General features: G+C 71.5%; 17 protein-coding genes and 1 pseudogene. 9 read left to right on the top strand and 9 right to left on the bottom strand.

Annotated features, from left to right (window positions below; all coding sequences use genetic code 11):
* Window positions 1–247: 247 nt before the first annotated feature.
* A complete protein-coding gene (locus tag MXD62_RS27865) occupies window positions 248–1,105 on the bottom strand; it encodes a PaaX family transcriptional regulator C-terminal domain-containing protein (protein WP_248832363.1) in 858 nt (285 codons plus the stop codon).
* Between the two features lie 256 nt (window positions 1,106–1,361).
* On the opposite strand from MXD62_RS27865, the gene gltX reads away from it, so the two are divergent.
* Both gltX and MXD62_RS27855 read left to right on the top strand, forming a co-directional pair.
* Entirely contained in the window at window positions 1,362–2,864 is a 1,503-nt protein-coding gene (gene gltX / locus MXD62_RS27860; protein WP_248832362.1) for a glutamate--tRNA ligase, read from the top strand.
* A gap of 333 nt (window positions 2,865–3,197) precedes the next feature.
* Window positions 3,198–4,247 carry a LacI family DNA-binding transcriptional regulator gene (locus MXD62_RS27855; protein WP_248832361.1) on the top strand — a complete coding sequence of 350 codons (1,050 nt, stop codon included), beginning with the start codon at window positions 3,198–3,200 and terminating at the stop codon, window positions 4,245–4,247.
* A gap of 49 nt (window positions 4,248–4,296) precedes the next feature.
* On the opposite strand, the gene MXD62_RS27850 is transcribed toward MXD62_RS27855, so the two are convergent.
* Complete coding sequence (locus tag MXD62_RS27850) at window positions 4,297–4,890, bottom strand: TetR/AcrR family transcriptional regulator (RefSeq protein ID WP_248832360.1); 594 nt, start codon at window positions 4,888–4,890, stop codon at window positions 4,297–4,299.
* A 261-nt stretch (window positions 4,891–5,151) separates the two neighbouring features.
* Between MXD62_RS27850 and MXD62_RS27845 the strand changes: the two genes are divergently transcribed.
* Window positions 5,152–7,575, top strand: coding sequence for an MMPL family transporter (locus MXD62_RS27845; RefSeq protein WP_248832359.1), 2,424 nt, complete (start codon window positions 5,152–5,154; stop codon window positions 7,573–7,575).
* Here MXD62_RS27845 and MXD62_RS27840 read toward each other — a convergent pair.
* Window positions 7,567–10,011: a heavy metal translocating P-type ATPase gene (locus MXD62_RS27840; RefSeq protein WP_248832358.1), complete on the bottom strand. Its 2,445-nt coding sequence runs from the start codon at window positions 10,009–10,011 to the stop codon at window positions 7,567–7,569. The genes MXD62_RS27845 and MXD62_RS27840 overlap by 9 nt on opposite strands.
* A gap of 36 nt (window positions 10,012–10,047) precedes the next feature.
* Window positions 10,048–11,262 carry a hypothetical protein gene (locus tag MXD62_RS27835; RefSeq protein ID WP_248832357.1) on the bottom strand — a complete coding sequence of 405 codons (1,215 nt, stop codon included), beginning with the start codon at window positions 11,260–11,262 and terminating at the stop codon, window positions 10,048–10,050.
* A 314-nt stretch (window positions 11,263–11,576) separates the two neighbouring features.
* Here MXD62_RS27835 and MXD62_RS27830 point away from each other — a divergent pair, with 314 nt between their 5' ends.
* From MXD62_RS27830 to MXD62_RS27820, 3 genes are all read left to right on the top strand, one after another.
* A complete protein-coding gene (locus MXD62_RS27830; RefSeq protein WP_041253853.1) occupies window positions 11,577–12,299 on the top strand; it encodes a Crp/Fnr family transcriptional regulator in 723 nt (240 codons plus the stop codon).
* Window positions 12,300–12,355: 56 nt separating this feature from the next.
* Entirely contained in the window at window positions 12,356–13,195 is an 840-nt protein-coding gene (locus MXD62_RS27825; RefSeq protein WP_248832356.1) for a FadR/GntR family transcriptional regulator, read from the top strand.
* Between the two features lie 69 nt (window positions 13,196–13,264).
* Window positions 13,265–14,200, top strand: a complete 936-nt coding sequence (locus MXD62_RS27820; RefSeq protein ID WP_248832355.1) for an LLM class F420-dependent oxidoreductase — start codon at window positions 13,265–13,267, stop codon at window positions 14,198–14,200.
* Between the two features lie 28 nt (window positions 14,201–14,228).
* Here the strand turns inward: MXD62_RS27820 and MXD62_RS27815 are convergent, their stop codons facing one another.
* From MXD62_RS27815 to MXD62_RS27805, 3 genes are all read right to left on the bottom strand, one after another.
* Window positions 14,229–15,188: a UDP-glucuronic acid decarboxylase family protein gene (locus MXD62_RS27815; protein WP_248832354.1), complete on the bottom strand. Its 960-nt coding sequence runs from the start codon at window positions 15,186–15,188 to the stop codon at window positions 14,229–14,231.
* 74 nt (window positions 15,189–15,262) lie between these two features.
* The gene (locus MXD62_RS27810) at window positions 15,263–16,498 is read right to left on the bottom strand and encodes a glycosyltransferase family 4 protein (RefSeq protein WP_248832353.1); all 1,236 of its coding nucleotides are present in this window, start codon (window positions 16,496–16,498) and stop codon (window positions 15,263–15,265) included.
* Between the two features lie 607 nt (window positions 16,499–17,105).
* The gene (locus MXD62_RS27805; RefSeq protein ID WP_248832352.1) at window positions 17,106–17,789 is read right to left on the bottom strand and encodes a class I SAM-dependent methyltransferase; all 684 of its coding nucleotides are present in this window, start codon (window positions 17,787–17,789) and stop codon (window positions 17,106–17,108) included.
* A 1,198-nt stretch (window positions 17,790–18,987) separates the two neighbouring features.
* Here MXD62_RS27805 and MXD62_RS27800 point away from each other — a divergent pair.
* A complete protein-coding gene (locus MXD62_RS27800) occupies window positions 18,988–20,547 on the top strand; it encodes an HNH endonuclease signature motif containing protein (protein ID WP_248832351.1) in 1,560 nt (519 codons plus the stop codon).
* On the top strand, window positions 20,477–21,664 hold the full coding sequence (locus MXD62_RS27795; protein WP_368862459.1) for a PLP-dependent aminotransferase family protein: 1,188 nt from the start codon (window positions 20,477–20,479) through the stop codon (window positions 21,662–21,664). Before MXD62_RS27800 ends, MXD62_RS27795 begins: the two co-directional genes overlap by 71 nt.
* 24 nt (window positions 21,665–21,688) lie before the next feature.
* Here MXD62_RS27795 and MXD62_RS41005 read toward each other — a convergent pair.
* A pseudogene (locus MXD62_RS41005) lies at window positions 21,689–22,389 on the bottom strand (NAD(P)/FAD-dependent oxidoreductase).
* Between the two features lie 118 nt (window positions 22,390–22,507).
* On the opposite strand from MXD62_RS41005, the gene MXD62_RS27780 reads away from it, so the two are divergent.
* A complete protein-coding gene (locus tag MXD62_RS27780) occupies window positions 22,508–23,128 on the top strand; it encodes an XRE family transcriptional regulator (RefSeq protein ID WP_308301340.1) in 621 nt (206 codons plus the stop codon).
* On the opposite strand, the gene MXD62_RS27775 is transcribed toward MXD62_RS27780, so the two are convergent.
* Window positions 23,115–25,088 (bottom strand): ABC transporter ATP-binding protein, encoded by a 1,974-nt coding sequence (locus tag MXD62_RS27775; protein WP_248832346.1) that lies wholly within the window; start codon window positions 25,086–25,088, stop codon window positions 23,115–23,117. The genes MXD62_RS27780 and MXD62_RS27775 overlap by 14 nt on opposite strands.
* Window positions 25,089–25,149 lie beyond the last annotated feature (61 nt).

Genomic DNA, 25,149 nt, shown 5'->3' with positions numbered 1-25,149 from the left:
CCGCCGAAGCCCACTGGCGCACCCACATCGCCACCACACCCAGCCAGCCACCCAGCACCGTCATCGACCTGCTCGGCACACCGCCCGCCGCCCCGGGCCGCGGCCTCGAGGGCACCCGACCGGTGCCGATGCCGATGCCCCGGAACTCCTCGGGCTGACCGCCCAGAAGGCCCGCGCTGACCGCCCGCGAGACTCGGGCCAACCGGTCAGGAGACTCCGGGCCGGCCAGGGGACTCCGGCCGGCCGGTCAGGAGACCGTCGTGCGCAGCCGGACGAGGTCGGCCAGCTCCGGCGACACCTCCGCCAGCAGCTCCCGGACCCGCGCCACAGCCGGGACGGCCAGCCCGTCGTAGATCTCGGCGAAGACCGTGCGGGCCTCGCGCCGCGGCCAGCGGCCGGGCAGCAGGTCGATCGGAAGGTCCGGGTCGAGGCTCGGGAAGCGCCCCCAGGACTCCATCACCGCGGTGCGCGCGGCCAGTGCCTCCGCGCCGCACACCTCGCCGTGGCGGACCCGTTCCAACAGGGGGGTGTAGGTGCGGACGAACTCCTCGTAGGTGCGCTGCAGCTCGGTGAGATCCCAGGCGGCCATCGGCGGGCGGGGGTCGCTGCGGCGTGCCTCCGACGTCGTGATCAGCACCGTCGACGCGATGACGCCCAACTCGGCGAACACCCGGCGGGCCGCCTCACCGGCAGACCGCGGGGTGACCCACATCCCGTCGTAGAGCGGAGCGAAGCCCAGCCAACGCAGCCGTGCGCGCACGGCGTGCCGCACGTCGCGCTGGTCCTCGGGGATGGAGAACGCCGCCACCGTCCAGCGCCCGTCCCACGGGTCGTGCCGCAGGCCGAAGGTGAAGATCCGGTTCGCCGACGCGAGGATCGCGGCCGAGGCCTCCGCTGTCAGCCCGTAGTAGGTGTTGCGGCCGATCCGGGACGACTCCAGCAGCCCGCGCCGCGACAGCCGGCTCAGCGCCGCCCGGGCACCGACCGTGCTGACGTCGAAATCCGCGAGCAGGCTGACCAGCACCACCGACGGGACGTGCTCCCGGCGGCCGGCCCAGTAATCGCCGAGCAGGGTGGTGAGCAGGTGCTGGGGCTGTGCACCCACCTGGACCCTGGGCAGGTCGACGACGTCGACCGTTGGAGGTGCCGGATTCGCTCCTTGGGCCCCGACCTGCGGCCGGCGGACGGTCGGGCGCCGGCCACGACCCGGATCACGGTCGCGACCTGCGAGCCGCGCGGGCGCTGTCACGCTCTCCGATTTTACGAGCCCCTACCGACATTCCACGCGATCGGTCCGGATCTCCTGTGGTCCGGGTGACGTCGGTCGGTCTCCTGACGGGCGACCTGTACGCTCGGCGACCATGAGCACTGGACGGGTGCGCGTACGGTTCGCGCCGTCGCCGACCGGCATCTTCCACGTGGGCGGGGCCCGGTCGGCGCTTTTCAACTGGCTGGTGGCCAAGGGCGCCGGCGGTGACTTCGTGCTCCGCGTCGAGGACACCGACGCCTCGCGGAACCGGCCGGAGTGGACCGAGGGCATCATCAGCGCGCTCGACTGGCTGGGCATCAGCCCCGGTGGTTACGAGGGCCCGGTGTTCCAGTCGGAGCGGGCCGGCCGGCACGCCGAGGCGGCCGCGGGCCTGTTCGCCGCCGGTCGCGCCTACTACTGCGGCTGCACCCGCGACGAACTCGCCGCCCGCACCGGCAACGCCCAGCACGGCTACGACGGCTTCTGCCGGGAGCGCGGGCTCGGCCCCGGCCCGGGGCGCGCGCTGCGGTTCCGCACCCCCGACGAGGGCACCACTGTAGTCCTCGATGTGATCCGCGGCACACCGGAGTTCCCGAACGACACCATCGAGGACTTCGTCATCGCCCGGGCGGACGGCTCGGCCGTCTTCCTCCTCGCAAACGTCGTGGACGATCTCGACATGGGCATCACCCACGTCGTGCGCGGCGAGGAGCACCTGTCCAACACTCCGAAGCAGCAGCTGCTGTGGGCGGCGCTCGGCACGCCGCCGCCGGTCTGGGCCCACGTCCCGGTGATCGTCAACGAGAAGCGCCAGAAGCTCTCGAAGCGGCGTGACAAGGTCGCACTGGAGTCGTACCGCGCCGAGGGGTACCTCTCCGCCGCCATGCGCAACTACCTGATGCTCCTCGGCTGGGCTCCGCCCGGCGACGAGGAGATCGTCCCGTTCGAGACCATCGAGGCGTCGTTCCGGCTCGAGGACGTGAAGCCCTCTCCCGCGTTCTTCGACGAGAAGAAGCTGCGTGCCTTCAACGGCGAGTACATCCGTGCGCTGAGTGTGGACGAGTTCGTGGCGGCGTGCGAGCCGTGGCTCGTGCCCGCGGCCGCCGTGCCCGCCGCGGTGGACGCGCCGGCCGCGGCGGGCACGGGAGACGGAGCCGCGGGCGTGACCACGGCGGTGCCGGCCCCGCCGTGGTCGCCGGAGCGCTTCTCCGCCGAGGTCTTCGCCGCCGTCGCACCGCTGGCGCAGTCCCGGGTGGCGGTGCTGTCGGAGATCGTCCCGATGGTCGACTTCCTGTTCCTGCCCGAGGCGCCGACCGACGAGGCCGCCTGGGCGAAGACCATGAAGGGCCCGGCCCTCGACCTGCTCACCGAGGCAGCCGAGGCCTACGAGAAGGTCGACTGGGACCACGACGTCCTGCGCGAGACGCTCATCGAGGTCGGGGAGCGGCACGGGCTGAAGCTCGGGAAGGCCCAGGCGCCCGTCCGGGTGGCGGTCACCGGCCGGACGGTCGGCCTGCCACTGTTCGAGTCGCTGGAGATCCTCGGCCGCGAGGAGACGCTGCGGCGGCTGCGCGCCGCGGTCGAGCGCCTCGGCACGGCGGCGAACCCGGCCTGAGCAAGCCCCGGGCCTGAGCCCGACAATCTGAGTGCACCGGCGCGGCCGGAGCGTGCGGCGTGCCCGTCCGGTGTCGTCGTGGGCCCGGGTCGTGGTTGGGACGGACCACGACCCGGGCCAGGAACCCGTCGGAGGGTGGGGGTTACCTCCGCCGGGTGGACCGGGGACCTTCGCGGCAACACCGTCATCACAACACCGGCGCCATAAACGATGCTTAAGAACGGCTCAAGAGAGCCTTGGATCCGGAAGTGGTCACCTGCCGTGGGCCTTGCGGGCTGGCATCGTGACCGACGCGACCTCCCGCGCGGGCGACATCGACCTTTAATGGAGTCGATGTCTACAGACCGCTACATCGAGCGCATCACGTCCCGCGAGGCGACGGTGAAGCGGCCCGCCACGATCCGCGAGGTCGCGGCGCTCGCCGGCGTCAGCGTGTCGACCGTCAGCAACGCGCTGGCCGGCCGGCGATCGGTCAGTGGAGCGTCCAGCGCCCGGGTTCGCGCCGCGGCCCACCGCCTCGGGTACCGGCAGGTCGACGCGGCGCGGCCGGTGCGGACGCCGACCCGGCACGCCATCGGCCTCGTCGTCCCGGACGCGAGCAACCCGTTCTTCGCCGAGATCGCGCACGGCGTCGAGACGGTGGCCCAGTCGTTCGGCTGGGCGGTGTTCCTCGGCAACACCGACCTCGACGACGCGCGCGAGGCCGACTACCTCGACCGCCTGGCCGGGGCGGCCGACGGGCTCCTGGTCTGTTCGGCGTCCGGGCAGACCGAGCAGCTGCAGCACCTGGTCGACAGCGGCGTCGCCGTGGTGGCCTGCGACGAGCGTCTGGAGCTGACCGGCGCCGGCGGGGTCTTCGCCGACGACGCCGCGGCCGGCCGGCTCGCCGCCGGGCACATCCTCGCCCGCGGCGCGCGCCGGATCGCGATGATCTGCGGGCCGGAGCACCTCACCACGGCCCGCGAGCGCCGCACCGGCTTCCGCGCAGAGCTGCAGGCGTCAGGACGCTCGCTTCCGCCGTGGCGCTCGATCGCCAGCCGGTACACGATCGAGGCGGGACGCTGGGCGGCCGACCAGCTCCTCGCCGCCGATCCACAGATCGACGCGATCTTCTGCTCAAACGATCTGCAGGCCGTCGGCGCGGTGCGGGCGTTGCGGCACGCGGGCCGGCAGGTGCCCGGCGGTGTGCTGATCATCGGGATCGACGGGATCTCCTGGGGCGAACTCACCGAGCCGTCACTGACGACGGTGGCGCGTCATCCCGAACGGCTGGGGGCCGAGGCCGCCCGGCTCCTCATCGAGATGGTCGGCGACGGCGCCCGGCCCCGCGAGGTCGTGCTGCCGGTGGAGCTGGTCGAGCGGGAGAGCACCCGCCGCGCCTAACCGGCGGCCCAGCCCCTGACCGGCAGCCCGGCCGCTCCCGGCGCGCGGATCAGCCAGCGCCGGACGCCGGCCGGCGGGGGCGCATCAGGCGGTGGGCGCAGCCGACGATGTACCGACGGAACTCCTCGTCGTCCAGCGTCATCACCCGGGGGTCGGAGCCGGCGCCACGTAACCCTGCCAGCAGCATGCCGGCCGCCACGACGGAACCCGGATCCGGATCCGGCCCGGCGAGCAACGCGACGAGGCGCTCCCCCAGCGTGGGGAACTCCGGGTACCGCTGCAGGATGGCTGTACAGGTCGGATCACCCTGTAGCAGCGCGTATAAGCGGCGGTTGGCGATGATGAGATCGGCCAGGCCGACGATCATCGTCTCGACCTGGGCGGCCCGGGAGCGCCGGCTCTCGGCGAGCCGCACCAGCCCCATGATCTGCTCGAGCGCCGGGCGCACCACCGCGAGGACGATCTCGTCCTTGCTCTTGTAGTGGTGGTAGACCGCCGCCTTGGTGACGCCCATCGCGTCCGCGATCATCTGGAGCGAGGTGGCGCTCACGCCACGCTCAGTGAACAGGTCCAGGGCGGTGGCCCGCAGGCGCTCCCGGCCGGCGCCCGGCCCAATCTGGCGCTCCGCCAGCTCGGCAGTCACGATCTCCCCTCCCGTCCGGCCCCGGTCACCTCGCGCAGGGGGCCCTCATTGTGGCGCACCACACTCCCGCGGGGGACCGAGCGTACAGATCCGTGCGAACCACGCGCTGGACGTCCGTCCGGGCCGACCACCCCGTACGGGGGTACGGGGCACCGTCGAGCGGCGCCGAGGAGCCATCACCGGGGCCACAAACGAGGGTCTGGCCGGGCGTCCGCGTGAAACCCGCGACGCACGCGGGCGACCCCGCAAGGAGACGGACTCTTGGGCACCTACCTGTACCGGCTCGGCCAGGCCTCCCACCGGCACCGGCGGGTCGTCCTGGCGCTGTGGCTGGCGCTGCTCGGGCTGGCCGGCGCGGGCACCGCGACACTCCCCGGCGCGGGCACCGCGACCACATCCAGCGCGGGCACCGCGACGCCCGCCAGCACCGCAGCAGGGACTCTTGTCGCTGCGGGCTCGGAGTCGCAACGGGCGGCCGACCTGCTGCGGCGGCGGCTGCCGGGGACCGGTGCCGACACCGCGACGGCCCGGCTGGTCCTGACCCTCGACGCGGGCGACGGCGCCCGGGCCCGCCTCGACGACCCGGTCCACCGGCAAGCGATCGAGGACGTCCTCGCCGCCCTCGGACAGGCGCCGCTCGTCGGGCGGGTCGGTGATCCCTTCGGCGGCAGCGGGCCCGGCGCCGACGGCGAGCCCGGCGCCCCCGGCGTCGGGTCCGTAGAAGGCGGGATCTCCAGCGACGGCCGGACGGCCTACACGCAGGTCACCTACACCGTCCGCGACACGCAGCTGACCGCCCGGGCGCGCGCGGCCCTGTTCGCCGCCGCGGGCCCGGCCCGCGCCGCCGGCATCGACGCCGAGTTCGGCGGGACGGCACTGGACGGAGTACCCGAGCGGAGCTACCTCGGCTCCGCCGAGCCGGCTGTCGCCGCGGGCATACTCGCGGCAGCTGTGCTCGCGGCGGTCCTGGGTGTCCTCATCGTGGCCTTCGGCTCGTCCGTCGCGGCCGCGCTGGCGCTGCTGACGGCGGTCGTCGGCGTGACGGTCGGCGGCTGTGCGGCCTGGGTCGTGACCAGCCGAACCGGAACCGGCCCGGCCACGCCGCTCCCGATGCCGATGCCGGTGGCGGTGGCGGTGCTCGGGCTCACCGTCGCGACCGGCGACGCGCTGCTCGTCGTCACCCGGTACCGGAACGGGCTGGCGGAGGGCCGCCGGCGCGAGGAAGTGGCCGGGAACGCGGTGGCCACCGCCGGGTCGGTCGTGGTCCTCTCGGGTCTGATGACGGCTGGCACGCTCACGGCGCTGTCGGTCGCCCGCGTCCCGGCGCTGACCACGATCGGCCTGGCGTCCGCCGGCATCATCATGATCGCCACTCTGGGCACGCTCACGCTGCTGCCGGCCGTCCTCGGATTCGCCGGAAGCAAAGTCACCGCACGGGCCACCGGCCGCTCCAGCCGCGGACGGGACGGCGGGGAGCGGTGGGGCCGGTTCCTCGTGCGGCGACGGATTCCGGCGCTCCTGCTCTCCCTCGCCGCCCTCGGCGCCGTCGCGGCGCCGGTGGCCGACCTGCGCCTGGGGCTGCCCGACAGCGGCGCGACCGCGTCCGAGGGCACCCAGCGCCGCGCCTACAACCAGCTCGCCGCGGGCTTCGGCGCCGGCTTCAACGGCCCGCTGCTGCTCGTGGTGGACGCGGCGGACAGCGCCGACCCCACCGCCGCCGCCGGCCGGGTACGGACGGCGGTCGCCGCGCTGGGCGCCGTCGCCCTGACCACCGAACCGCGGTTCGACCCCAGCGGCGACCTCGCGACCATGACCGTGATCCCCGTCAGCGGACCGGGCGATCCGGGCACGGCGGACCTCGTACGCCGCATCCGCGCCGAGGCCGGCGCGCTCGCCGTCACGACGGGCACCCGCGTCTGGGTCACCGGGCGGACGGCGATCGACCTGGACGTCTCGTGGCGGCTCTCCCGGGTCCTGCCGCTCTACCTCACCGTGCTCGCCGCGCTGGCGATCGCGGTGCTCGCCGTGGCCTCGCGCAGTGTCCTCGTGCCCCTGAAGGGCGTCCTGAGCGCCGGGCTCAGCGCCGTGGCGGCCCTGGGTGCCATGGTCGCCGGGTTCCAGTGGGGATGGCTCGGCGGCGGCCTGGGGGTGGAACGGAACGGGCCCGTGGCAGCCGTCCTGCCGATCGTCGTGATCGGGCTGCTGACCGCTCTGGCCACGAGCCACGAGCTGCACCTGGTGGCCCGAAGCCGGGCGGAGCTCCTCCGCACCGGCGACCCCGGCCAGGCCGTGGTGCGCGGCACCGCGGACGCCGCCCGGGCCGTCACGGCCAGCACGATCATCACGGTCGTCGCGTCGGGCGCGGTCGTGGCGGCCAGCACAGGCGTCATGGCCGGGGACCTCGGGGCACTCGCCGCTCCGGCCGGCCCGGTCACCGCGTCGATCGGTCTCGTGCTGGCGTTCGGTGTCACGGTGGACGCGTTCGTCGTCCGCCTGACGCTCGGGGCAGCGGTCATGTCCCTGCTCGGGCGGGCCGCCTGGTGGCTGCCGCGCCCGCCCGACCACCTGCCCGCGGCCGCCTCGCCCGGCCCGGCGGCGTCCCCTCCTCTGCCCGCCGAGGCGCCCACGCCGGTTTCGGCTGAGGCCGGCACGGGCGCCGGGGCCGGGGCCGGGGCGTCAGTCTGAGCCGGGTGCCCCGTCCGGGCCGGGTACCGTGGCCGGACGCGGGGTGAAACCACGCAGGCGCAGGCTGTTGCCGACGACGAACAGCGAGCTGGCCGCCATCGCCGCCCCGGCGAGCATCGGGTTGAGCAGGCCGGCCGCGGCCAGCGGCAGCGCGGCGGCGTTGTAGGCGAAGGCCCAGAACAGGTTGCCCTGGATGGTGGCGAGTGTCCGCCGGGCCAGGCGGATCGCGTCCACGGCCGCGAGCAGATCGGCCCGGACGAGAGTCAGGTCACCGGCCTCGATCGCGACGTCCGTGCCGGTTCCCATCACCAGACCGAGGTCCGCCTGGGCCAGCGCGGCGGCGTCGTTCACCCCGTCGCCGACCATCGCCACCACCCGGTTGCCGGCCTGCAGCCGGCGCACGACCTCGGTCTTCTCCGCTGGCAGGACTTCGGCGACCACGTCCTCCGGGGCGATCCCCACCTCCGCCGCGACGGTGGCCGCGACGGAGGCGTTGTCACCGGTCAGCAGAATCGGGCGCAGGCCCAGTCCCCGCAGTTCGCGGATCGCGGCGGCCGAGGTCGGCCGGACCGCGTCGGCGACGGTGAGCACGCCGCGGGCGCGCCCGTCCCAGGAGACCGCGACGGCGGTGCGGCCGGCGGCCTCGGCCGTGCGGGCGATCTCCGCGAGGTCCGCGGGCAGCGGCTGCGAGCACCCCGTCAGCAGCCTCGGACGGCCGACCAGCACGGCGCGGCCGGCGACCAGTCCGCGCACCCCGAGGCCCTCCTTGGTGGCGAACTCGGTGACGCCGGGCAGCTCCGCGGACGACCGCTCCGCCGCCGCGGCGGCGGCCCGGCTGATCGCGCGGCCCACCGGGTGCTCGGAGGCGCTCTCCAGGGCACCCGCGAGCCGCAGCACCTCGTCCCGGTCCTCGCCGGCGGCGGTGGCGACGTCCAGGAGGGTCATCTCGCCGGTCGTCACCGTGCCGGTCTTGTCCAGGACGATCGTGTCGACCCGGCGGGTCGACTCCAGCACCTCGGGTCCGCGGATGAGCAGGCCGAGCTGGGCGCCGCGTCCCGTGCCGACCAGCAGGGCGGTCGGCGTGGCGAGGCCGAGCGCGCACGGGCACGCGATGATCAGCACCGCGACGGCCGCGGTGAACGCGGCGGCCAGGCCGTCCCCCCGGCCCGCCCAGTAGCCGAAGGTGAGCGCCGAGAGCGCGAGCACGACCGGCACGAAGACGGCCGCGATCCGGTCGGCGAGCCGCTGCACCGGCGCCTTGCCGCTCTGCGCCTCCTCGACGAGACGTCCGATCCTCGCGAGCTGGGTGTCCGCGCCGACCCGCGTGGCGCGGACGACGAGCCGGCCCCCCGCGTTCAGGGTGGCACCGGTGACGTCGTCGCCGGGACGGACCTCCACCGGGACGGACTCTCCGGTGAGCATCGACGCGTCGACGGCTGACGCGCCCGCCACGACCACCCCGTCCGTGGCGATTTTCTCCCCCGGACGGACGACGAAGAGGTCACCGACGCCGAGCTGATCGACATCGACTCGTTCCTCCCGGCCGTCACGGAGAACGGCGACGTCACGCGCCCCCATGGCGAGCAGCGCGCGTAGCGCGGAGCCGGCGCTGCGCCTGGCTCTGGCCTCCAGGTACCGGCCGGTGAGGATGAACGCGGTGACGCCGGCCGCCACCTCCAGGTAGATGCTGTCCGCCCCGGCACCGCGAGTGACGGTGACACTGAAGTCGTGGGTCATCCCGGGCTCGCCGGCGTCGCCGACGAACAGCGCGTACAGCGACCATCCGAAGGCGGCGAGGGTGCCGATCGAGACGAGCGTGTCCATCGTCGTCGCGCCGTGGCGCAGGTTCGTCCACGCCGCCCGGTGGATCGGCCAGCCGCCCCACACCACGACGGGCGCGGCGAGCGTCAGCGACAGCCACTGCCAGGAGTCGAACTGCAGGGCCGGCACCATCGCCAGGAGCACCACCGGGACGGTCAACCCGACGACCACACGCAGCCGGTCGCGCAGGGCGCGCACCCGGCCGTCGGCGGGGAGACTCTCGTCAGCCGCGCTACCGCCGGCAGTACTGCCGGCGGCGGCGCTGTCCACGGCGGTGCTGTCCCCGGCGGTGCCGTCGTCGGCCCGGTCTCCGGTGGCGTGGTCCGAGGCGGGGCGGTTCGCCGCGTCACGGGCGCCGGGTCGCGCGGCCGGTCGGGACGGCGCGGGCGGCGGGATCGTCGCCGTGTAGCCGGCGGCCTCCACCTGGGCGACCAGCCGATCGGCCGGCAGGCCGGCCGGGAAGCTGACCTTGGCCTTCTCCGTGGCGTAGTTGACCGTGGCGGTGACGCCGTCCAGCTTGTTCAGCTTCCGCTCGACACGAGCCGCGCAGGATGCGCAGGTCATCCCGCCTATCATCAGATCCACCTGGCGCCGGTCGGTGGCCGGTGGGCTCATCGGTTCTCCCAAGGGGACGCGGGTGCGCGGGCAGGGTCAGTGCGCGTGCGCGGAGGTGGGCGTCCGCGTCGGCGTGGGTGTGGGCGTGGCCCCGTCCACCGGGACCGTCATGGTGAACTCCGCGGTTCGCACCTGTCCGGCGTGCTTGAAGTCCAGGAAGAGGCGGTAGGCACCGGCCGACGGGAACTCGGTCATGAACGACAGCGCGGGATCGCCGCTCCCGGGACTCGCCGTGGGATCGCTCATGCCGCCGTCGAGACCTCCGGGCGTCGCCACGGCGCCGCCGGTGGAGCCCCCGCTCTCTCCCGGGTGGACGTGCAGGTAGGCGAGATCACCCTGCCGGATCACCACCAGATGACCGAGCGAGCCCAGGTACGGTTCGAGATCGGTGACCGGCCGTCCGGCGCGGGTGACCGAGAAGACGAGATCGCTCATCCCGTCGGGGCTGGCCTGCCCGTCGAGCGTCACGGTGTACCCACCCGCCACTGTCGCGGTGCGCGACGGCGCCGGCAGCGTGGCGGGGCGCAGGTCGCCGCCCACGGTGAGGTCCGTGCCGAGCGTGATCGTGGACGCGGCCGGCGAGCTACCCGAGGTCCCGAAGATCTCGGAATTCCCGGAGATCTCAGAGGTGCCGGAGATCTCAGAGGTGCCGGGCATGACCGGAGCGACCGGGACTCCCGGAACGCTCGCCCCGTCCGCCATGCTGCCGGCCGCGGTGCCACCGGTACCGGTACCGCTGTCGGTGCCGCTGTCGGTGCCGCCCGGCGTGGACGTCGGAGCGAAGTCGGCGAACACGCGGTAGACGCCGGGCGCGGACAGTCGGAGCGGGACGCTCCACGTGCCGGCGGCGTCACGGGTGGGGTGCAGGTGCTGGTAGCCGGTGAGGTCACGCCGCACGACGATCAGGTGCAGGTCTGCGTCGTGTACCCGGGTGAAGGCGGTGAGCGGGCGGCCGTCCGGGCCGAGGACGCGGAAGGTGTAGGGCTGCGAGCGGCCGGCGGGCCAGGTGAGCGTGCCGGGCGCGAGCGTGTAACCGCCCGCGGAGATCGCGAGCCCGGCCGCGGTGGGATCACCGCTGGTCACGCCCGGCGCGCCGCCCGGCGCGGCGGAGGCCTCGTGGCCATGGGCGCCGGTCCCGGCCGCACCGTTGGACTCCTCGGACGGCCCGATCGTCGTCCCGACCACATAGGAGACACCGAAGAGCACGGCCAACGCGAGACCGAAGCCGCCGATGCGGGTCAATGCGTTCATCGTCCGTCCCTTCGCCCCGGCTGGTATAAGACTCACCCAGACGTTACATACCCCTAGGGGGTATACGTCAACGCCTCGCGCGGGTCGGTGGCGCTGCTCTCACACCTTCGGACAGCGCCGCGACACCGCGGCCGCCGCATGCGCGCACCTGCGCGAGGCCACCCGGGACCAAGACGCCGAACGTCCCGACCAGCGCAAAAAGGGAACCGGCGTGTCCGGCTCGCTACTAACACAGGACGGCCGGCCGTCGGAGAACCACAATGGGTAGGTCGGACGTTCCGGGCAGTACTGCTCGGAGAAAGGAGGGTGTTCCTTTGCTTGAGGATTCCCGGCCTTTTCCGCCGGGCAGCCTGCCAGCGCGGCTGAACCCGGCGCTGCGCCAGCAGCTTCTCTCCCTGGGAGGAGTGCGCCACTACCTGCACGGCGAGATGCTGATGCGGGAGGCCGAGCCGTACGGCGAGGTGATCCTGATCCTCGACGGCTTCGTCAAGATCACCGCGAACGGAGAGGAGAACCGGCTCGCCTTCCTCGTCATCCGGTCCCGGGGCGACATCCTGGGCGAGATCAGCGCCATGGACCAGGACACCCACACCGGAACCGCCACCGCCGCCGGGCCGGTCGCCGGCCGGGTGATGAGCGCGACGGCCTTCCGCTCGTTCCTCGAGCAGAATCCCCCGGCCGCCTTCGCGGTCGCCGAGACCGTCGCGAACAAGCTGCGCAACTCGATCCGGCGCCGGGTCGAGCACGTCGACGGCTCGGTCCGGGGCCGGCTCGCCCGCATTCTCATCGAGCTGGCGACGCTGTGGGGGCGGGCCTCCGACCGCGGTGTCCAGCTCGCCGTGGGCCTGAGCCAGCCCGAGCTCGCCGCCCTGGTCGCCGCGGACGAACGCTCGGTCAACCGTGCGCTCGCCGAGCTGCGAAACATGAAGGTCGTCGACGTCGGCTACCGCCGCGTCATCGTCCTGGACCTGGAGGGCCTGGAACGGGTGGCATTCGGCCGCCAGGATCGACCCGACGGGGCCAGCAGCCCGAGCTGACGAGGAAGGCCGCCTGTGCCAACGCTGATATCTTGATGGCCCCAGACGTGACGCCGGTGGGAGACGCCATGGCGGTCCAGGTTCCGCGGGCGGCCCAGCGCAGCGCGCGGGCGTCCGAGATCGTCGCGGAGTCCATTCGCGTCCAGGTCGCCAGGGGGGAACTTCGGCCGGGTGATCGTTTCCCGACCGAAGACGAGCTCATGGAGATCTTCGGCATCGCCCGCACGACGCTGCGCGAGGCGCTGCGCATCCTGGAGGCAGAGGGCCTGGTCACCGTCCTGCGCGGGCGGCACGGCGGGCCGCGGGTCACCAGTCCGACCGTCGACCACGTCGCCAAGGTCTTCGCCCTGCTCCTGCAGCTCGAGGGCGTGACGATGAGCGACATCCACCAGGCGCGGGAGCTCGTCGAGCCAACCCTGGCCCACACCCTCGCCCAGACCAGAACCCCGCAGATGCTCACCGAGCTGCGCGCGGCCGTCGAGGCCGCCGAGGCGGCGGCCGACGCCGACGACGGCCCCGCCTTCCTCGACGCCGCCGCGGCCCTGCACGCGACGATCGCCGAGCACGGAGGCAACCGGTCGCTGGGCATCTTCGCGCAACTGCTCCACGAGGTGGCCGTCCGCTGCCACGAGGCGTCCGGGCGGGTGGCCACCGCCGAGGACCGCAGGCGCGCCGTCCGCTACTACCGCCGGTTCTACAAGCTCGTCGAGGCCGGCGACGCGGCGGGCGCCCGGGAGCACTGGCGGTCCCGGGTGGCCCACGCGGGCGAGGCGGGCCCGACGACCGGCAAGGAGGGGGACGAGCCGGTGGACGTGTTCGCCCGCCCGACCGAGCTCTCCGGGCCGGGCGAGCTCGCCCGGCCCGGCGAACGGACGGCTGCCGTGCGCCCCCGCTGACCCGTCCAGCGAGACCTCCCGGCGGGGCCGCAGTCGAGGGGGTAACCGGGGTTTGCCAGGCTTGAGGGCATGGATCTGCGGATATTCGTCGAGCCCCAGCAGGGCGCCTCCTACGCGCGCCAGCTAGCCATGGCCAAAGCGTCCGAGGAAGGCGGATTCGACGCCTTCTTCCGCTCCGACCACTACCTGCGGATGGGGCCGGGCAGCCCGCTGCCAGGCCCGACCGACTCCTGGGTCACACTGGCCGGCATCGCCCGCGAGACGTCCACGATTCGCCTGGGCACCCTGGTGACGAGCGCGACTTTCCGGCTGCCCGGGCCGCTCGCCATCGCCGTCGCCCAGGTCGACGAGATGAGCGGCGGGCGAGTCGAGCTCGGTCTCGGCGCCGGCTGGTTCACCGCGGAGCACTCCGCCTACGGGATCCCGTTCCCACCGGTCGGCGAACGGTTCGAGCGGCTGACCGAACAGCTCGCGATCATCGAGGGACTGTGGCGTACCCCGGCGGGCGAGACGTTCTCCCACCAGGGCAGCCACTACACCCTGACCGACAGTCCGGCGCTGCCCAAGCCCGTCCAGCGCCCGCATCCGCCGATCATCATCGGCGGTCACGGGCCGCGGCGCACGCCGGCGCTCGCCGCGCGCCACGCCGCCGAGTTCAACCTCGCGTTCGCCCCGCCGGCACAGGTGTCGGCGCAGTTCGGGCTGGTCCGCAAGGCCGCCGCCGCGATCGACCGGGACCCGGATGATCTCGTCTACTCGGTGGCGCTCGTGGTGTGCTGCGGCCGGGACGACGCCGAGCTCAAGCACCGCGCCGAGCGGATCGGGCGTGACCTCGACGAGCTGCGTGAGAACAGCCTGGCCGGCACCCCGGCCGAGGTGATCGAGAAGCTCGCCGTCTACGGCCCGGACGGCGCCGGAGCGAGCCGGGTGTACCTTCAGGTCCTCGACCTGGACGACCTCGACCACGTGGCGTTGCTCGCCGCCGAGGTCCTCCCCCAGGTCTGACCTGGGTCTGACCCGGGCCAGACCCGGGCTACGCGCCGGTCCGGCCCGCCGACTCGGTGGCGAGCTCGCTCGCGAACCACTCGATGGTCCGGACCAGCCCGTCGCGCACGTCGACGACCGGCTCCCAGCCGAGTTGCTGACGGGCGAGGGTGATGTCCGGCCGGCGGACCATCGGGTCGTCGCCGGGCCGCGGCACGAACGTGATCGGCGCGTCGGAGCCGATCAGCTCGACCACCAGGCGCGCGGTGTCGATGATCGTCATCTCGTGCGGGTTGCCGAGGTTCACCGGGCCGGGCAGGCCGCTGCGCAGCATCCGCACGATGCCCTCGACGAGGTCGTCCACGTAGCAGACCGAGCGGGTCTGCATCCCGTCGCCGGCGACGGTCACCGGCTCACCGCGCAGGGCCTGGGAGACGAACGCGGGAATCGCCCGGCCGTCGTCGGTGCGCATCCGCGGCCCGTAGGTGTTGAAGATCCGGATGATCGCCGTGTCGAGCCCGTGCCGGTTGCGGTAGGCGGTGGTCAGCGCCTCGGCGAAACGCTTGGCCTCGTCGTACATGCTGCGCGGGCCGATCGGGTTGACGTGCCCCCAGTACGACTCCTCCTGCGGGTGCACCAGCGGGTCCCCGTAGACCTCGGAGGTCGACGCCAGCAGGAAGCGGGCGCCCTTCGCCCGGGCGAGGTCGAGCGTGTTGAGCGTGCCGTGCGCGCCTGCCTTCAGGGTCTCAATCGGATACCGGGCGTAGTCGAGAGGCGACGCCGGTGACGCGAACTCCAGGACGGCGCCGACCGCCCCGGCCACCTCGACCCGCTCGGCGACGTCCTGCTCGAGGAGCTCGAATCCTGGCCGGTCGAGTAGATGCTCGACATTGCTCTTCCGCCCGGTGAGAAAGTTGTCGATGCACACAACCTCCTCACCATCCAGGAGCAGCCGATCACAGAGATGGCTTCCCAGGAAGCCCGCGCCTCCCGCGACGACGACACGCATAGCCGAAAACCCCCAGCACTGGCAGCTCAACGAATACCGACGAAAGAACACCCACCACCGATGTCGGCGGTGGCCTATCCCCGCTGCCTCTCGGGCCGGCGGACCTCATGGCGCGCGATCGCCTTGAGGTAGACCTCCTCGCGGCGCTCGGCGATGCGCGCCGGATCCAGCTCAGCGGTGCCCATCCGACCGCGCAGGCCGACGACGGCCGCGTGGTCCTGGTCGGTCAGGAACGGCTCGAGAGCGTCCGCCATCGCCTCCGGGTCCTCCGGTGGCACGACGGCGCCGCCCTTCCAGCGGTCGACCCAGGTCGAGACGCCGGTCGTCGCTGTGGCGACCACCGGGCGAGCGGCGGCCATCCCCTCAAGGCCCGCGATGGAGAAGCTCTCGAACCGGCTCGGCACGACGACCGCCCGGCCCTCACCGTAGAGCGCCGGAAGCTCCGTGCGGGAGACATGCCCCTCGAACCGGACCGGAACGCCCAGCTCGGCGGCCTTCCGCGCGAGCCATGCCTCGGTCTCGACGCCTTCGATCCGGCCGGACGACTGCCCGACGAAGATCAGCTTGACCTCGACTCCCCGCGCCAGTAGCCGGGACGCGGCCTCGACGAGCACGTCCAGCCCTTTGCGCCACTCCAGCCGGCCGACCACGACCAGGTTCGGTCCGGTGTGCTCTGCTGTGGGGACGCTCGTGAACGGCACGTTGTCGAACGGGTACGGGATGACGTCAACGTCGGTGTCCGGTCGCAGCCAGTCGAGCTCGTGCAGCGTGTCGACGAGGAGCTGGGACGGGGAAGTCCGCGCGTCCGCTCGCAGTGCCGAGAAGCGGTCGATGCGGTCGGCAAGCTCCCCCTTGCGGCTCAGCTCGGGATCCCGCAGACGGACGTCCATCATCGTCGGAGTGTGCAGGTGGATCACCAGCGGCGTACGCCGACCGAGAGCCGTGAACAGGCCCCGTGTCTCGCCGTCCTGTGTCTCGATGACGTCCGGGTTGATCCCGCTCTGCCGAAGCCAGAAGCCGTACGACACCGCCAGTGAGGCCCGCAGCGACAAGGAGTCACGCGGATGATCCCGGCCGGTGATCAGCTTCGCGGCCGGCCCCAGGTATCGAGTGACAGGCGCACGCAACAGCGGGCGGCGGTGAACGTGAACGCCGTCGAACACGTCGTCGCGGATACGGCGGCCCTGGGTGCACAGCACATGAACCTCATGGCCGCGCCGAACCAGTGCGTGAGCGATGTCGTGCGTGTAGACGCCAGCGCCATCCCAGATGATCGGTGGGTACTGCTCGCATAGGAAAGCGATCCGCATGCACAACTCCAGGCGACCAGCAGGCCAGGTAACTCCGGGCGGCCCATAGTAGTACCGACGCCCCACCTACCAGCAGTCCGCCCGCCGCAACCACCTAATGCGGCCACGGCATGCGGCCACGATAGACACAACAGCACCCTCACGTGAGGGGAATTTACCTCTACATGGCTGTAGAACTTTGCCTGGGCGTTCCAGGGAATTCCCCGCAGACATTCCAGTGAGGACGGAGGATCACCCTTGCAGACACAGGGAGAACCGAACCTGATTCCCGCCGCAACCACCCTGAACCGATCACTCACCGACCGCTCCGAACGGCTGCCCGACCGTGGCCCGGGGACAGTTCCCGGCCCCCTAAGCACCCCGGTCGGGCCCCGTTCGACGCGCAGGTCCGACACTGCATGGCCTGACACAGTCGGCGCCAGCCGATCCGCCGAACGCGACCGGAACGCGATGCGGATACGAATACGGGCGTGACCGGAGCCAGGGCCAGAACCCGGACCGGCGACGCGACCACGCCCACGGCCACCGCCCAGGCACAGCCACCACCACCCGCCCAGGCACTGCACACGGACCCGGCCACGGGCGGCCCGCTCACGGCTCCAGAGGCCTACCTAGCCCGCCCCGAGTACACGGCAAACCGCCAGGCCTTGACCGCGCAGTCGACGGAACCGAAGCCCGCCTGCCGCAGCCACCCGAGTTGGTCGTCGAGCGGAGCGCACCGATCGTGGGCCATGCGCGCGAGCGCCCCCGCCCATTCCTCGTCGTCCGAACCCGCGCCACGGGCCCATCGCTCGTGCATCCGCTCGTACCTCTCGGTGGTCTCCTCATCAGGCCCAACGATCTGTTCCAGATTCACGAACAGACCACCGGGAACAAGTACCGAACGGACACGCCGGAACAGGTTCCGCTTGGCCTCGTCGTCCAGATGGTGGATCGCCAGCGCCGAGACGACCGCGGCGAAGGGACCCACCGGCAGCGGGTCGGTGAGGTCGGCGACCGTCACACCCACCACATGAGCCCGGAGCCGAGACATCGCGCGGTCGATCATCGGGCCCGACCCGTCCATCAGATGCAACCTGACACCGGGCACGACCCCGATCACCGCCGCAGACAACAGGCCGGTTCCCGCGCCCAGATCCAGCACCACCGGTTGCGCCCCACCCAGTTCAGCCACCAGATCCCCGACCGCGCCGTAGAGCAGATCGAAGAACGGAACCAGCCGGCGACGCTGCGCGTCGTAGGTCTCCGGATCCCAGATCATCTCACCATATGAGATTGCAGTCTCACTCATTGGACCAGTGTAGGCCAGAACAGGCGAACGGCACAGCACTCGGAGCAGGTCGAAAGCCCGACGAACCTCGTCGACTAAAGTCACCGGCCCCACAATCAGACCCGACGACCTCGGGCCGATCGGCGCCGCGCTGCTCACTCAGACCACCACGGCGACAACCTCGACGATGCGGGCCGCAGCCTGTTGGCACGCACCAAACCGTCATCGCCACGTTCCCGGCGCGAGACGCGTCGGGGGCTGCGTTTGGGGAGTTGCCCCCTGAACCACCACGGTTCTCACCGAACTGGAGCCCGGCACCCTGGTATCCGAGACCGATGTGGCGCCTACCACCCCGGACCGATCTCCCATTGAGGTCACCGCAATACCGTGCCGCCATGGACCGCCACTGATCCGTCCAGTCGTCGGCCATGCCATCGGCTTCGTGCTGCGCTGGGCCGGCCAGAAAAACGGGGTGCTGTGGATTTCAGGGGAGACTGGCCTCTACCGCGCCGTACGCGAGGTCGGCGACGGTTGACGGTCGACACCGCTTTCCTGCATCTGGGCGGAGTCCGGTTCCCGCTCACCGGCCCCGTCCGATACACCGCGACCGGACACAATGCTGTCGCCTCTGCGGTCAGATGCGCCCCCGCGTCGCGATCCCGGTTCACGACGAGGACTGGACACATTTCCGACAGGGACAAGAATCCATCGAGTGTGACGTCGCCCGCGCACCCGACGATGTACGCAAGGCTTTCCGATGGGCGCCCATCGGTGAACCAGAGAAGGTCAACTCCAGCCATCTTCGAAAATCGCTCACTATTCTAAAATCAATGTACCGATGTTCCACTCCCGGAAAACCCGAGACACCTCGACAGTAGCACGATCGACATCACAGTCAAGACCCGAAGAAATTCGGCGGGACCACTAGTTCCACCACATAAAATTGCCTCATCGATACGGATGATTTGTGAACCGGACGTAGTCCTTCTCTCGAACCTCTTGCCCTGCCCGCCCGCCAGCCATACCGTCGAACACACGTTCGATATCGACGACTTGGCGGACAGGCGGTGACACCATGACCTCCCCTCCCGGCTCGAGGCGTGGCACGTCGCCACGCGGGCAACGCACCGCCACCAACGCGCCCGACGCCAAGATCGGATCCGCCGCCACATCCACCGGATCAGACGGCCGACCCACACCGGGGGATGAGACCGCCACCGTGGTCGGGAGTCCCCCGACGCACTCGACCAGCCCAGGAGAGGACTCGTGGGCAACCAGCGGCGACACCCGCACCCGCGAGGCGCTCGACACGAAAGCCGACGATCTCTTCAGGGAGATCTCTCGCGTCGTCCGCACGATCGCGGCCGGCCACGCGGATCTGCTGACCCTGCTGGCTCAGTTCGCGACCCTCCGGCTCCCGCCAAGCGCCGAGCAATCACTCGTCTCCGACGAGTTCGCGCCCGAAGAGATAGCCACCGCGATGGCGGTCTCGCCCCAGTCGGCCTCCGCCCAACTGACGTTCGCCTGCACCGTCACCCGGCGCCTTCCGAACGCAGTCGACGCACTCAGGGCGGGAGTCCTGGATCTCCAACGACTGCAGTCACTGGAGAAAGCCGTCCACCCGCTCGACGACCGCACCGCAGCCAGAGTCGAAGCACACGTGCTCGCCGGAGGAGCACGACCGAACCGGCGCGCCTTCACCGATGCCTGCAGGCGCGCCGTAGCCAGGATCGACCCCGAAGGCGCGGCAGACCGCGCGGAGACCCGACGCAAGGACCGACGGGTGTGGATCTCTCCCGACGAGGACGGGACAAGCGCGCTCACAGCCGTCCTTCCCACGGAGGACGCCGAGGCCTGCTACCAGCGGATCGATCAGGCTGCCCGTTCCATCAGTGCCAACAGATCCGACGGTGACGACCGGACCCACGCCCAGATTCGTGCCGACGTGCTGGTCGATCTGCTCACGGGCCGAGGCAGCCACGCCACGCCGATGCCGTGCGACATTCAAGTCGTCGTACCCGCGACGACCCTGATGGGCCTGTCCGACGACCCCGGCGAGATTCCGGGGTACGGCCCGATCCCCGCACGAATAGCCCGGGAGATGGCCAAACGGCCGGGCTCAACCTGGCGGCGCATTCTGACCGATCCACAAGGACATCTGATCGAGGTCGCCGACCGGCGTCTACCAAGCGCCGCACAGGTCCGCCATGTTCGCGCCCGCAACCGGACCTGTGTATTCACAGGCTGCACCCGGCCATCACGACGCACGGATACCGATCACACCATCTCCTTCTCCGAGGATGGACGGACTCTGACCAAGAATCTCGGTCCGCTGTGCCGTCGACACCACCGGATGAAACATCGTGGCCACTGGCAGGTCACACAACCTCAGGAAGGAACCTTCGTGTGGACCAGCCCACTCGGGCGAACCAGTGTCACCACCCCTGACACATATCTCGAAGTCGATGTCTCACCCGGGACTACGACCAAGAATCGGCACGCCGAGCACTTGAGGGAAGATCCCGGGTACACGCGGTCCCGTCCGAAAACGCCGACCGGGGCGGGAAAGGATCCCGACTGGCAGATGCCATCCCAGACAAGGCCTGACGTGGCCCGGCGTGAGTCATCTGCTTGGCGTCAGGCAGGATCGGGGCGGGACCTGCGCCGGAGGGAACCGGGCGGCAGAGAAATCGAGGGAGTCAACCAACGTGAGGAACACAACCGCGCCGCCGGAGCTCGCGAGCCGAGTCGGATCCGTCCAGACCTCTCCGGTACGTGAGATTCTCGCGTTGACGGAACGACCAGAAGTGATCTCCTTTGCCGGCGGCCTGCCTGCGCCGGAGTTCTTCGACGCGGAGGGCATCCGGGCTGCCTACGACCGAGTGCTGAGTGAGGATCCGCGCCGGGTATTGCAGTACTCGTCGACCGAGGGCAGCCCGTTGCTGCGCGAGACGATCGCCGCACGGTTGGCTGGCCGGGGCCTACCCACTCATTCCGACGATCTTCTGATCACGACCGGCTCGCAGCAGGCGTTGACCCTCCTCATCACCGCGCTTCTCGAACCCGGGGACGCCGTTGTCGTGGAGGATCCGACCTACCTGGCTGTGCTGCAGTCGTTCGGCTACGCCGGCGCACGGGTCTACCCGGTCACCACCGACGAGCATGGCATCGTTCCCGACGCGCTCGCGGAGGTCGCGGCCCGCGAGAAGCCAAAGCTGATCTATCTTGTCCCGAACTTCCAGAACCCGACTGGTCGGACGGTCCCCGCGGAGCGCCGGTCCGCGATTGCCCGGGTCGCCGCCGAGCGCGGATTCTGGATCATCGAAGACGACCCGTACGGCGAGCTGCGGTTCGAGGGTGCCGCCGTGCCATGGATCGCGTCGATCGAGGACGCGGCGGACCGCACCATCCTGCTGGGAAGCTTCTCGAAGACGATGGCACCGGGGATGCGCCTCGGGTGGTTGCGGGCACCGGAAGTACTACGCCGCGCCTGCGTGATCGCCAAGCAGGCCGCGGACCTGCACACCTCAACGATCGACCAGGCGGCCGCGGCCCGGTATCTGATCGACAGCGACCTCGACGCGCACATCGCCAGGGTCTGCGCGGCCTATCGGCCGAGGCGTGACGCGCTCCTGGCCGGGCTTCCCCGGGGGCTGCCGGCGGGCAGCACGTGGAACCGGCCGGAGGGCGGGATGTTTGTCTGGGCGCGGCTGCCCGATGGCTATGACGCCACGGCGCTCCTCTCGGCTGCGGTCAGGAGACAGGTGGCCTACGTTCCCGGAGCACCGTTCTACGCCGGGCCGGCGGATGCCGCGACGCTGCGGTTGTCCTTCACGACGCACAGCCCGGCGGAGATCGCGGAGGGGGTGACCAGGTTGGCCAAAGCACTCCGTTGAAGGCGGGTAAGCCGTTTAGGCAGGTCAGCCGCTCGGAACGTAGCCCGTCCGTCGTGCCGCCACCGCGAGGCGAGTCTCTTCGGCGATCAGGTCCGCGTTGAGGGCGGCGGCCTTCACGCCGGCGGCGGACGCCGTGATCACTGAGGCCACCACGTCTGCCCCGTTTCCCGCGATCCACACCCCGGCGGCCTGGGTCGCGCCGGTGGGGTCCGACTGCACCTGTGTATACCGCCATCGGTAAGCCGCCGAGAACGCCGATCGGCTGGTCACGGACCTCCCATCCGTGGCAGTACGGGCAGTGCAGGACGGCGTGCCCCCACAGGGCGGCGAGTCCGGGTATGTCCGGCAGCTCGTCCACCAGACCGGTGGTCACGAGCGGCCGGTGGGCTGTAGTGACGCGGCCATCGTCAAGCTCGACACGGAACTGGGGCGGTACTCCGGGTCCGTCAACGACGGTCGGTGTTGACGGGAGGCGATCGAGAGAGGTGGCCGTGGCGGTGACGATCTCACCGCCGTAGCCGATGACCTCGGCCCGTCCGGTTGCCAGGAGCTCACTCGGGGGGACGCCTTCGCGGCCCAGGTAGTTGTGCACGCCCGTGCTGGGCGTTGCGGAGCTCGCCCGCGTCGACCACCAGGAGGGTCCGGCGTGCCCCGGCCAGGGTGAGGGCGCCACTCAGACCGGTGGGCCCACCACCGACGACCACCACGTCGTAGATCTGCTTCATCCGGATACCGCCCTTCGACTGAGGAGTGTTCCGAGCCCGAACCTTCCACATCCGGGAGTGTGTTTGACAAACATCATTGCCAGAACAGCAACTGTAAGGCGAGCATGGTGGGGTGACTGTGGGAACCGAACAGGGTATCGAGGCCGTGCTTGCCGCGGTCGGGCCCCGGCTGCGCGCGCTGCGCAAGCAGAACGGGACAACTCTTCCCGCGCTCTCCCGGGTCACCGGGATCTCGGTCAGCACGCTGTCGCGGTTGGAGTCCGGGCAGCGCCGGCTGACACTGGAGCTGCTACTGCCCCTCGCTAAGGCCTACCAGGTCCCGCTTGACGAGCTCGTCGGCACACCGCCGACAAGCGATCCACGGGTGCTCCCGCGGCCGTTCGAGCGCGACGGGATGACCGTCGTACCGCTGACGAGACGTCCGGGCGGGCTGCGATCATTCAAGATGATCTTCCCGCCCGGGTGGCCGGCCTGCACGAGGGAACTGCAGACACACGAGGGCTACGAATGGATCTACGTGTTGTCCGGCCGGCTGCACCTGTTCCTGGGTGAGCGGGAGGTCGTCCTGACCGCCGGCGAGGTCGCCGAGTTCGACACGCACGTCCCGCATGCATTCAGCAATCCGAGCCCGGAGGCGGTGGAGGCCATCAGCCTGTTCGGGCCGCAGGGGGAACGCCTGCACGTGCGTGCCCGACCGGCTGGATCCCGCGCGCGGGACGGCGGGCTCAGCCCACCGTGACCGGGCGGTACAGGCGGGCGTAGGCGCCATCATCGGCGAGCAGCTCGCCGTGGGTGCCGTCCTCGACCACCCGGCCGTGGTCCATAACGTAGATGCGGTCGGCATCGATCACGGTGGAGAGCCGGTGCGCGATGACCAGGCAGGTCCGGCCGACCGAGAGCCGGTCGAGCGCGGCGCGGACGGCCGCCTCGGAGACGGTGTCCAGCGCTGAGGTGGCCTCGTCCAGGATCAGCACCTGGGGCGACTGCAGCAGGACCCGGGCGATGGCGAGCCGTTGGCGCTCGCCGCCGGAAAGCCGGTAGCCGCGAGCGCCGACACGGGTGTGCAGCCCGTCCGGCAGCTGGTTGAGCAGCGCCGAGAGGTTGGCGGCGTCGAGCGCCTCGCGCAACTCGTCGTCAGTGGCGTCGAGCCGTCCGTAGCGCAGGTTCGCCGCGATGGTGTCGTGGAACAGGTGCGGGTCCTGGGGAACGACCCCGATCAGCGCATGTAGCTCGGATGACGGAATGTCGTCCAAGGCCACGCCGCCGAGCCGGATGGTGCCGTGCTGGGGGCGGTGGATGCCGCTGGCGATGTAGGTGATGGTCGTCTTGCCGGCGCCGCTCGCCCCGACGACCGCGGTCGTCGCCCCCGGAGCAACCCGCAGGGTGACACCGCGCAGGTTCCACGCCGCGTCGTCGCGATCCGGGGCGGTGAGGCGTGGGTCGGAGGTGGCGATGTCGTAGGAGAACCAGACGTCGTCAAGGGTGAGGTCCGGCGCCGAGGCGACGGGGACCCGCGGACGGTGCTCGACCGTCGCAGGCTGTCGGTCCACCGGGCGCAGCTGGGCCGGCGGGCGCTGCTGGAGCGGCGGGCGTGCAGGGTCGACTTGGCGGGCTGTGGCCACCGGGTGGGCCGCGGCCACTGGGAGGTCGAGCAGGGCGAAGATCCGGCGGAACGACGCGCCGGCGCTGGAGAGCTCGGAGCGGAGCTCGACGGCGGAGGCGAGCGGGCCGAAGGAGACCAGGAGTGCGCCGCCGAGCGCGGCGACCGTCCCGAGCGAGGTGTGTCCCGTGGAGACCAGCCAGGCGCCGAGGGTAACGACCACCGTCATCGTCATGACGATGCCGAGGTTGACGACGAGGCGGACACGCGAGGTCAGCCGGGCCTGCTCACGGCTGGCGGCGAGCAGCTCGGCGGCGGCGGCGTCGAAGCGTTCGCATTCATGGTCCGCCCGGTCGAACAGCCGGACGTGCAGCGCGCCCGAGACCGAGGAGGTGTCCGCCACCTGAGCCATGAGCTGGCCGTCCAGCTCTCGTTGGCGGTGGGAGATGCCGGCGAGGCGGCGGCGACCGGACTTCATGATCAGCAGTGTGGCGGGGGCGAAGACCATGACCGCCAGGCTGAGCCGCCAGTCCAGCACGAAGACGACGGCGGTGCCGACGGCGATGTCAGCGACCCGGCAGATCACCGCCTGGACGACCGCGGAGACCGCGTACTGGGCGGTGATGACGTCGGTGGACATCACCGTCATCACCTCGCCCTGCTGGCTGCGAGGGAAAAAGCCGAACGGCAGGCGTTGCAGGTGGGCGTTGACGGCCTGCCGGGTCCGCACCGTGATCACGGCGCCGAGCCGGGCGATGAGCGCCATCCGGGTGGCGAGCACTGCCGACTCGAACACCAGCAGCGCGCACAGGAGGAGCACCGGGACGACGAGGTCGCCGACCTGTCCGGTCGGCAGGGAGTCGTCGATGAGGTGGCGCAGCAGGAACGGGCCGGCTGCGACCGCGACCGAGCCGATGACCGACAGGCCGACCAGGGTAGTGATCACCCGGCCCTGGTCGGCGAAGAAGCGCAGGCTGCGGGCGGACTCGTCGACGCCGGTGAGCTTCGCCACCACCCGGGCGTGCAGGCGCGTCACCCTGGTCGACGGGACGTCCACCGGCCCGCCCGACAGACACGGACCGGACACGGACTCAGGCATCACGCCGAGAGAGACTATGCCGCCCCCCGCGCGAACCGTACGGCCCGTCCCCGGTCCGGTC

Origin of the sequence: Frankia sp. Mgl5 (assembly GCF_023242985.1) — a bacterium.
Classification (GTDB): domain Bacteria; phylum Actinomycetota; class Actinomycetes; order Frankiales; family Frankiaceae; genus Parafrankia; species Parafrankia soli.
The sequence above is the reverse complement of the archived record's forward strand: the minus strand, read 5'-3'. Positions and strand labels throughout refer to the sequence as shown.

Coding starts and splice junctions, on each gene's coding strand:
- gltX (WP_248832362.1), top strand. CDS start 1,362: ATGAGCACTGGACGGGTGCGCGTACGGTTCGCGCCGTCGCCGACCGGC.
- MXD62_RS27855 (WP_248832361.1), top strand. CDS start 3,198: ATGTCTACAGACCGCTACATCGAGCGCATCACGTCCCGCGAGGCGACG.
- MXD62_RS27840 (WP_248832358.1), bottom strand. CDS start 10,011: ATGAGCCCACCGGCCACCGACCGGCGCCAGGTGGATCTGATGATAGGC.
- MXD62_RS27835 (WP_248832357.1), bottom strand. CDS start 11,262: ATGAACGCATTGACCCGCATCGGCGGCTTCGGTCTCGCGTTGGCCGTG.
- MXD62_RS27820 (WP_248832355.1), top strand. CDS start 13,265: ATGGATCTGCGGATATTCGTCGAGCCCCAGCAGGGCGCCTCCTACGCG.
- MXD62_RS27815 (WP_248832354.1), bottom strand. CDS start 15,188: ATGCGTGTCGTCGTCGCGGGAGGCGCGGGCTTCCTGGGAAGCCATCTC.
- MXD62_RS27810 (WP_248832353.1), bottom strand. CDS start 16,498: ATGCGGATCGCTTTCCTATGCGAGCAGTACCCACCGATCATCTGGGAT.
- MXD62_RS27805 (WP_248832352.1), bottom strand. CDS start 17,789: ATGAGTGAGACTGCAATCTCATATGGTGAGATGATCTGGGATCCGGAG.
- MXD62_RS27775 (WP_248832346.1), bottom strand. CDS start 25,088: ATGCCTGAGTCCGTGTCCGGTCCGTGTCTGTCGGGCGGGCCGGTGGAC.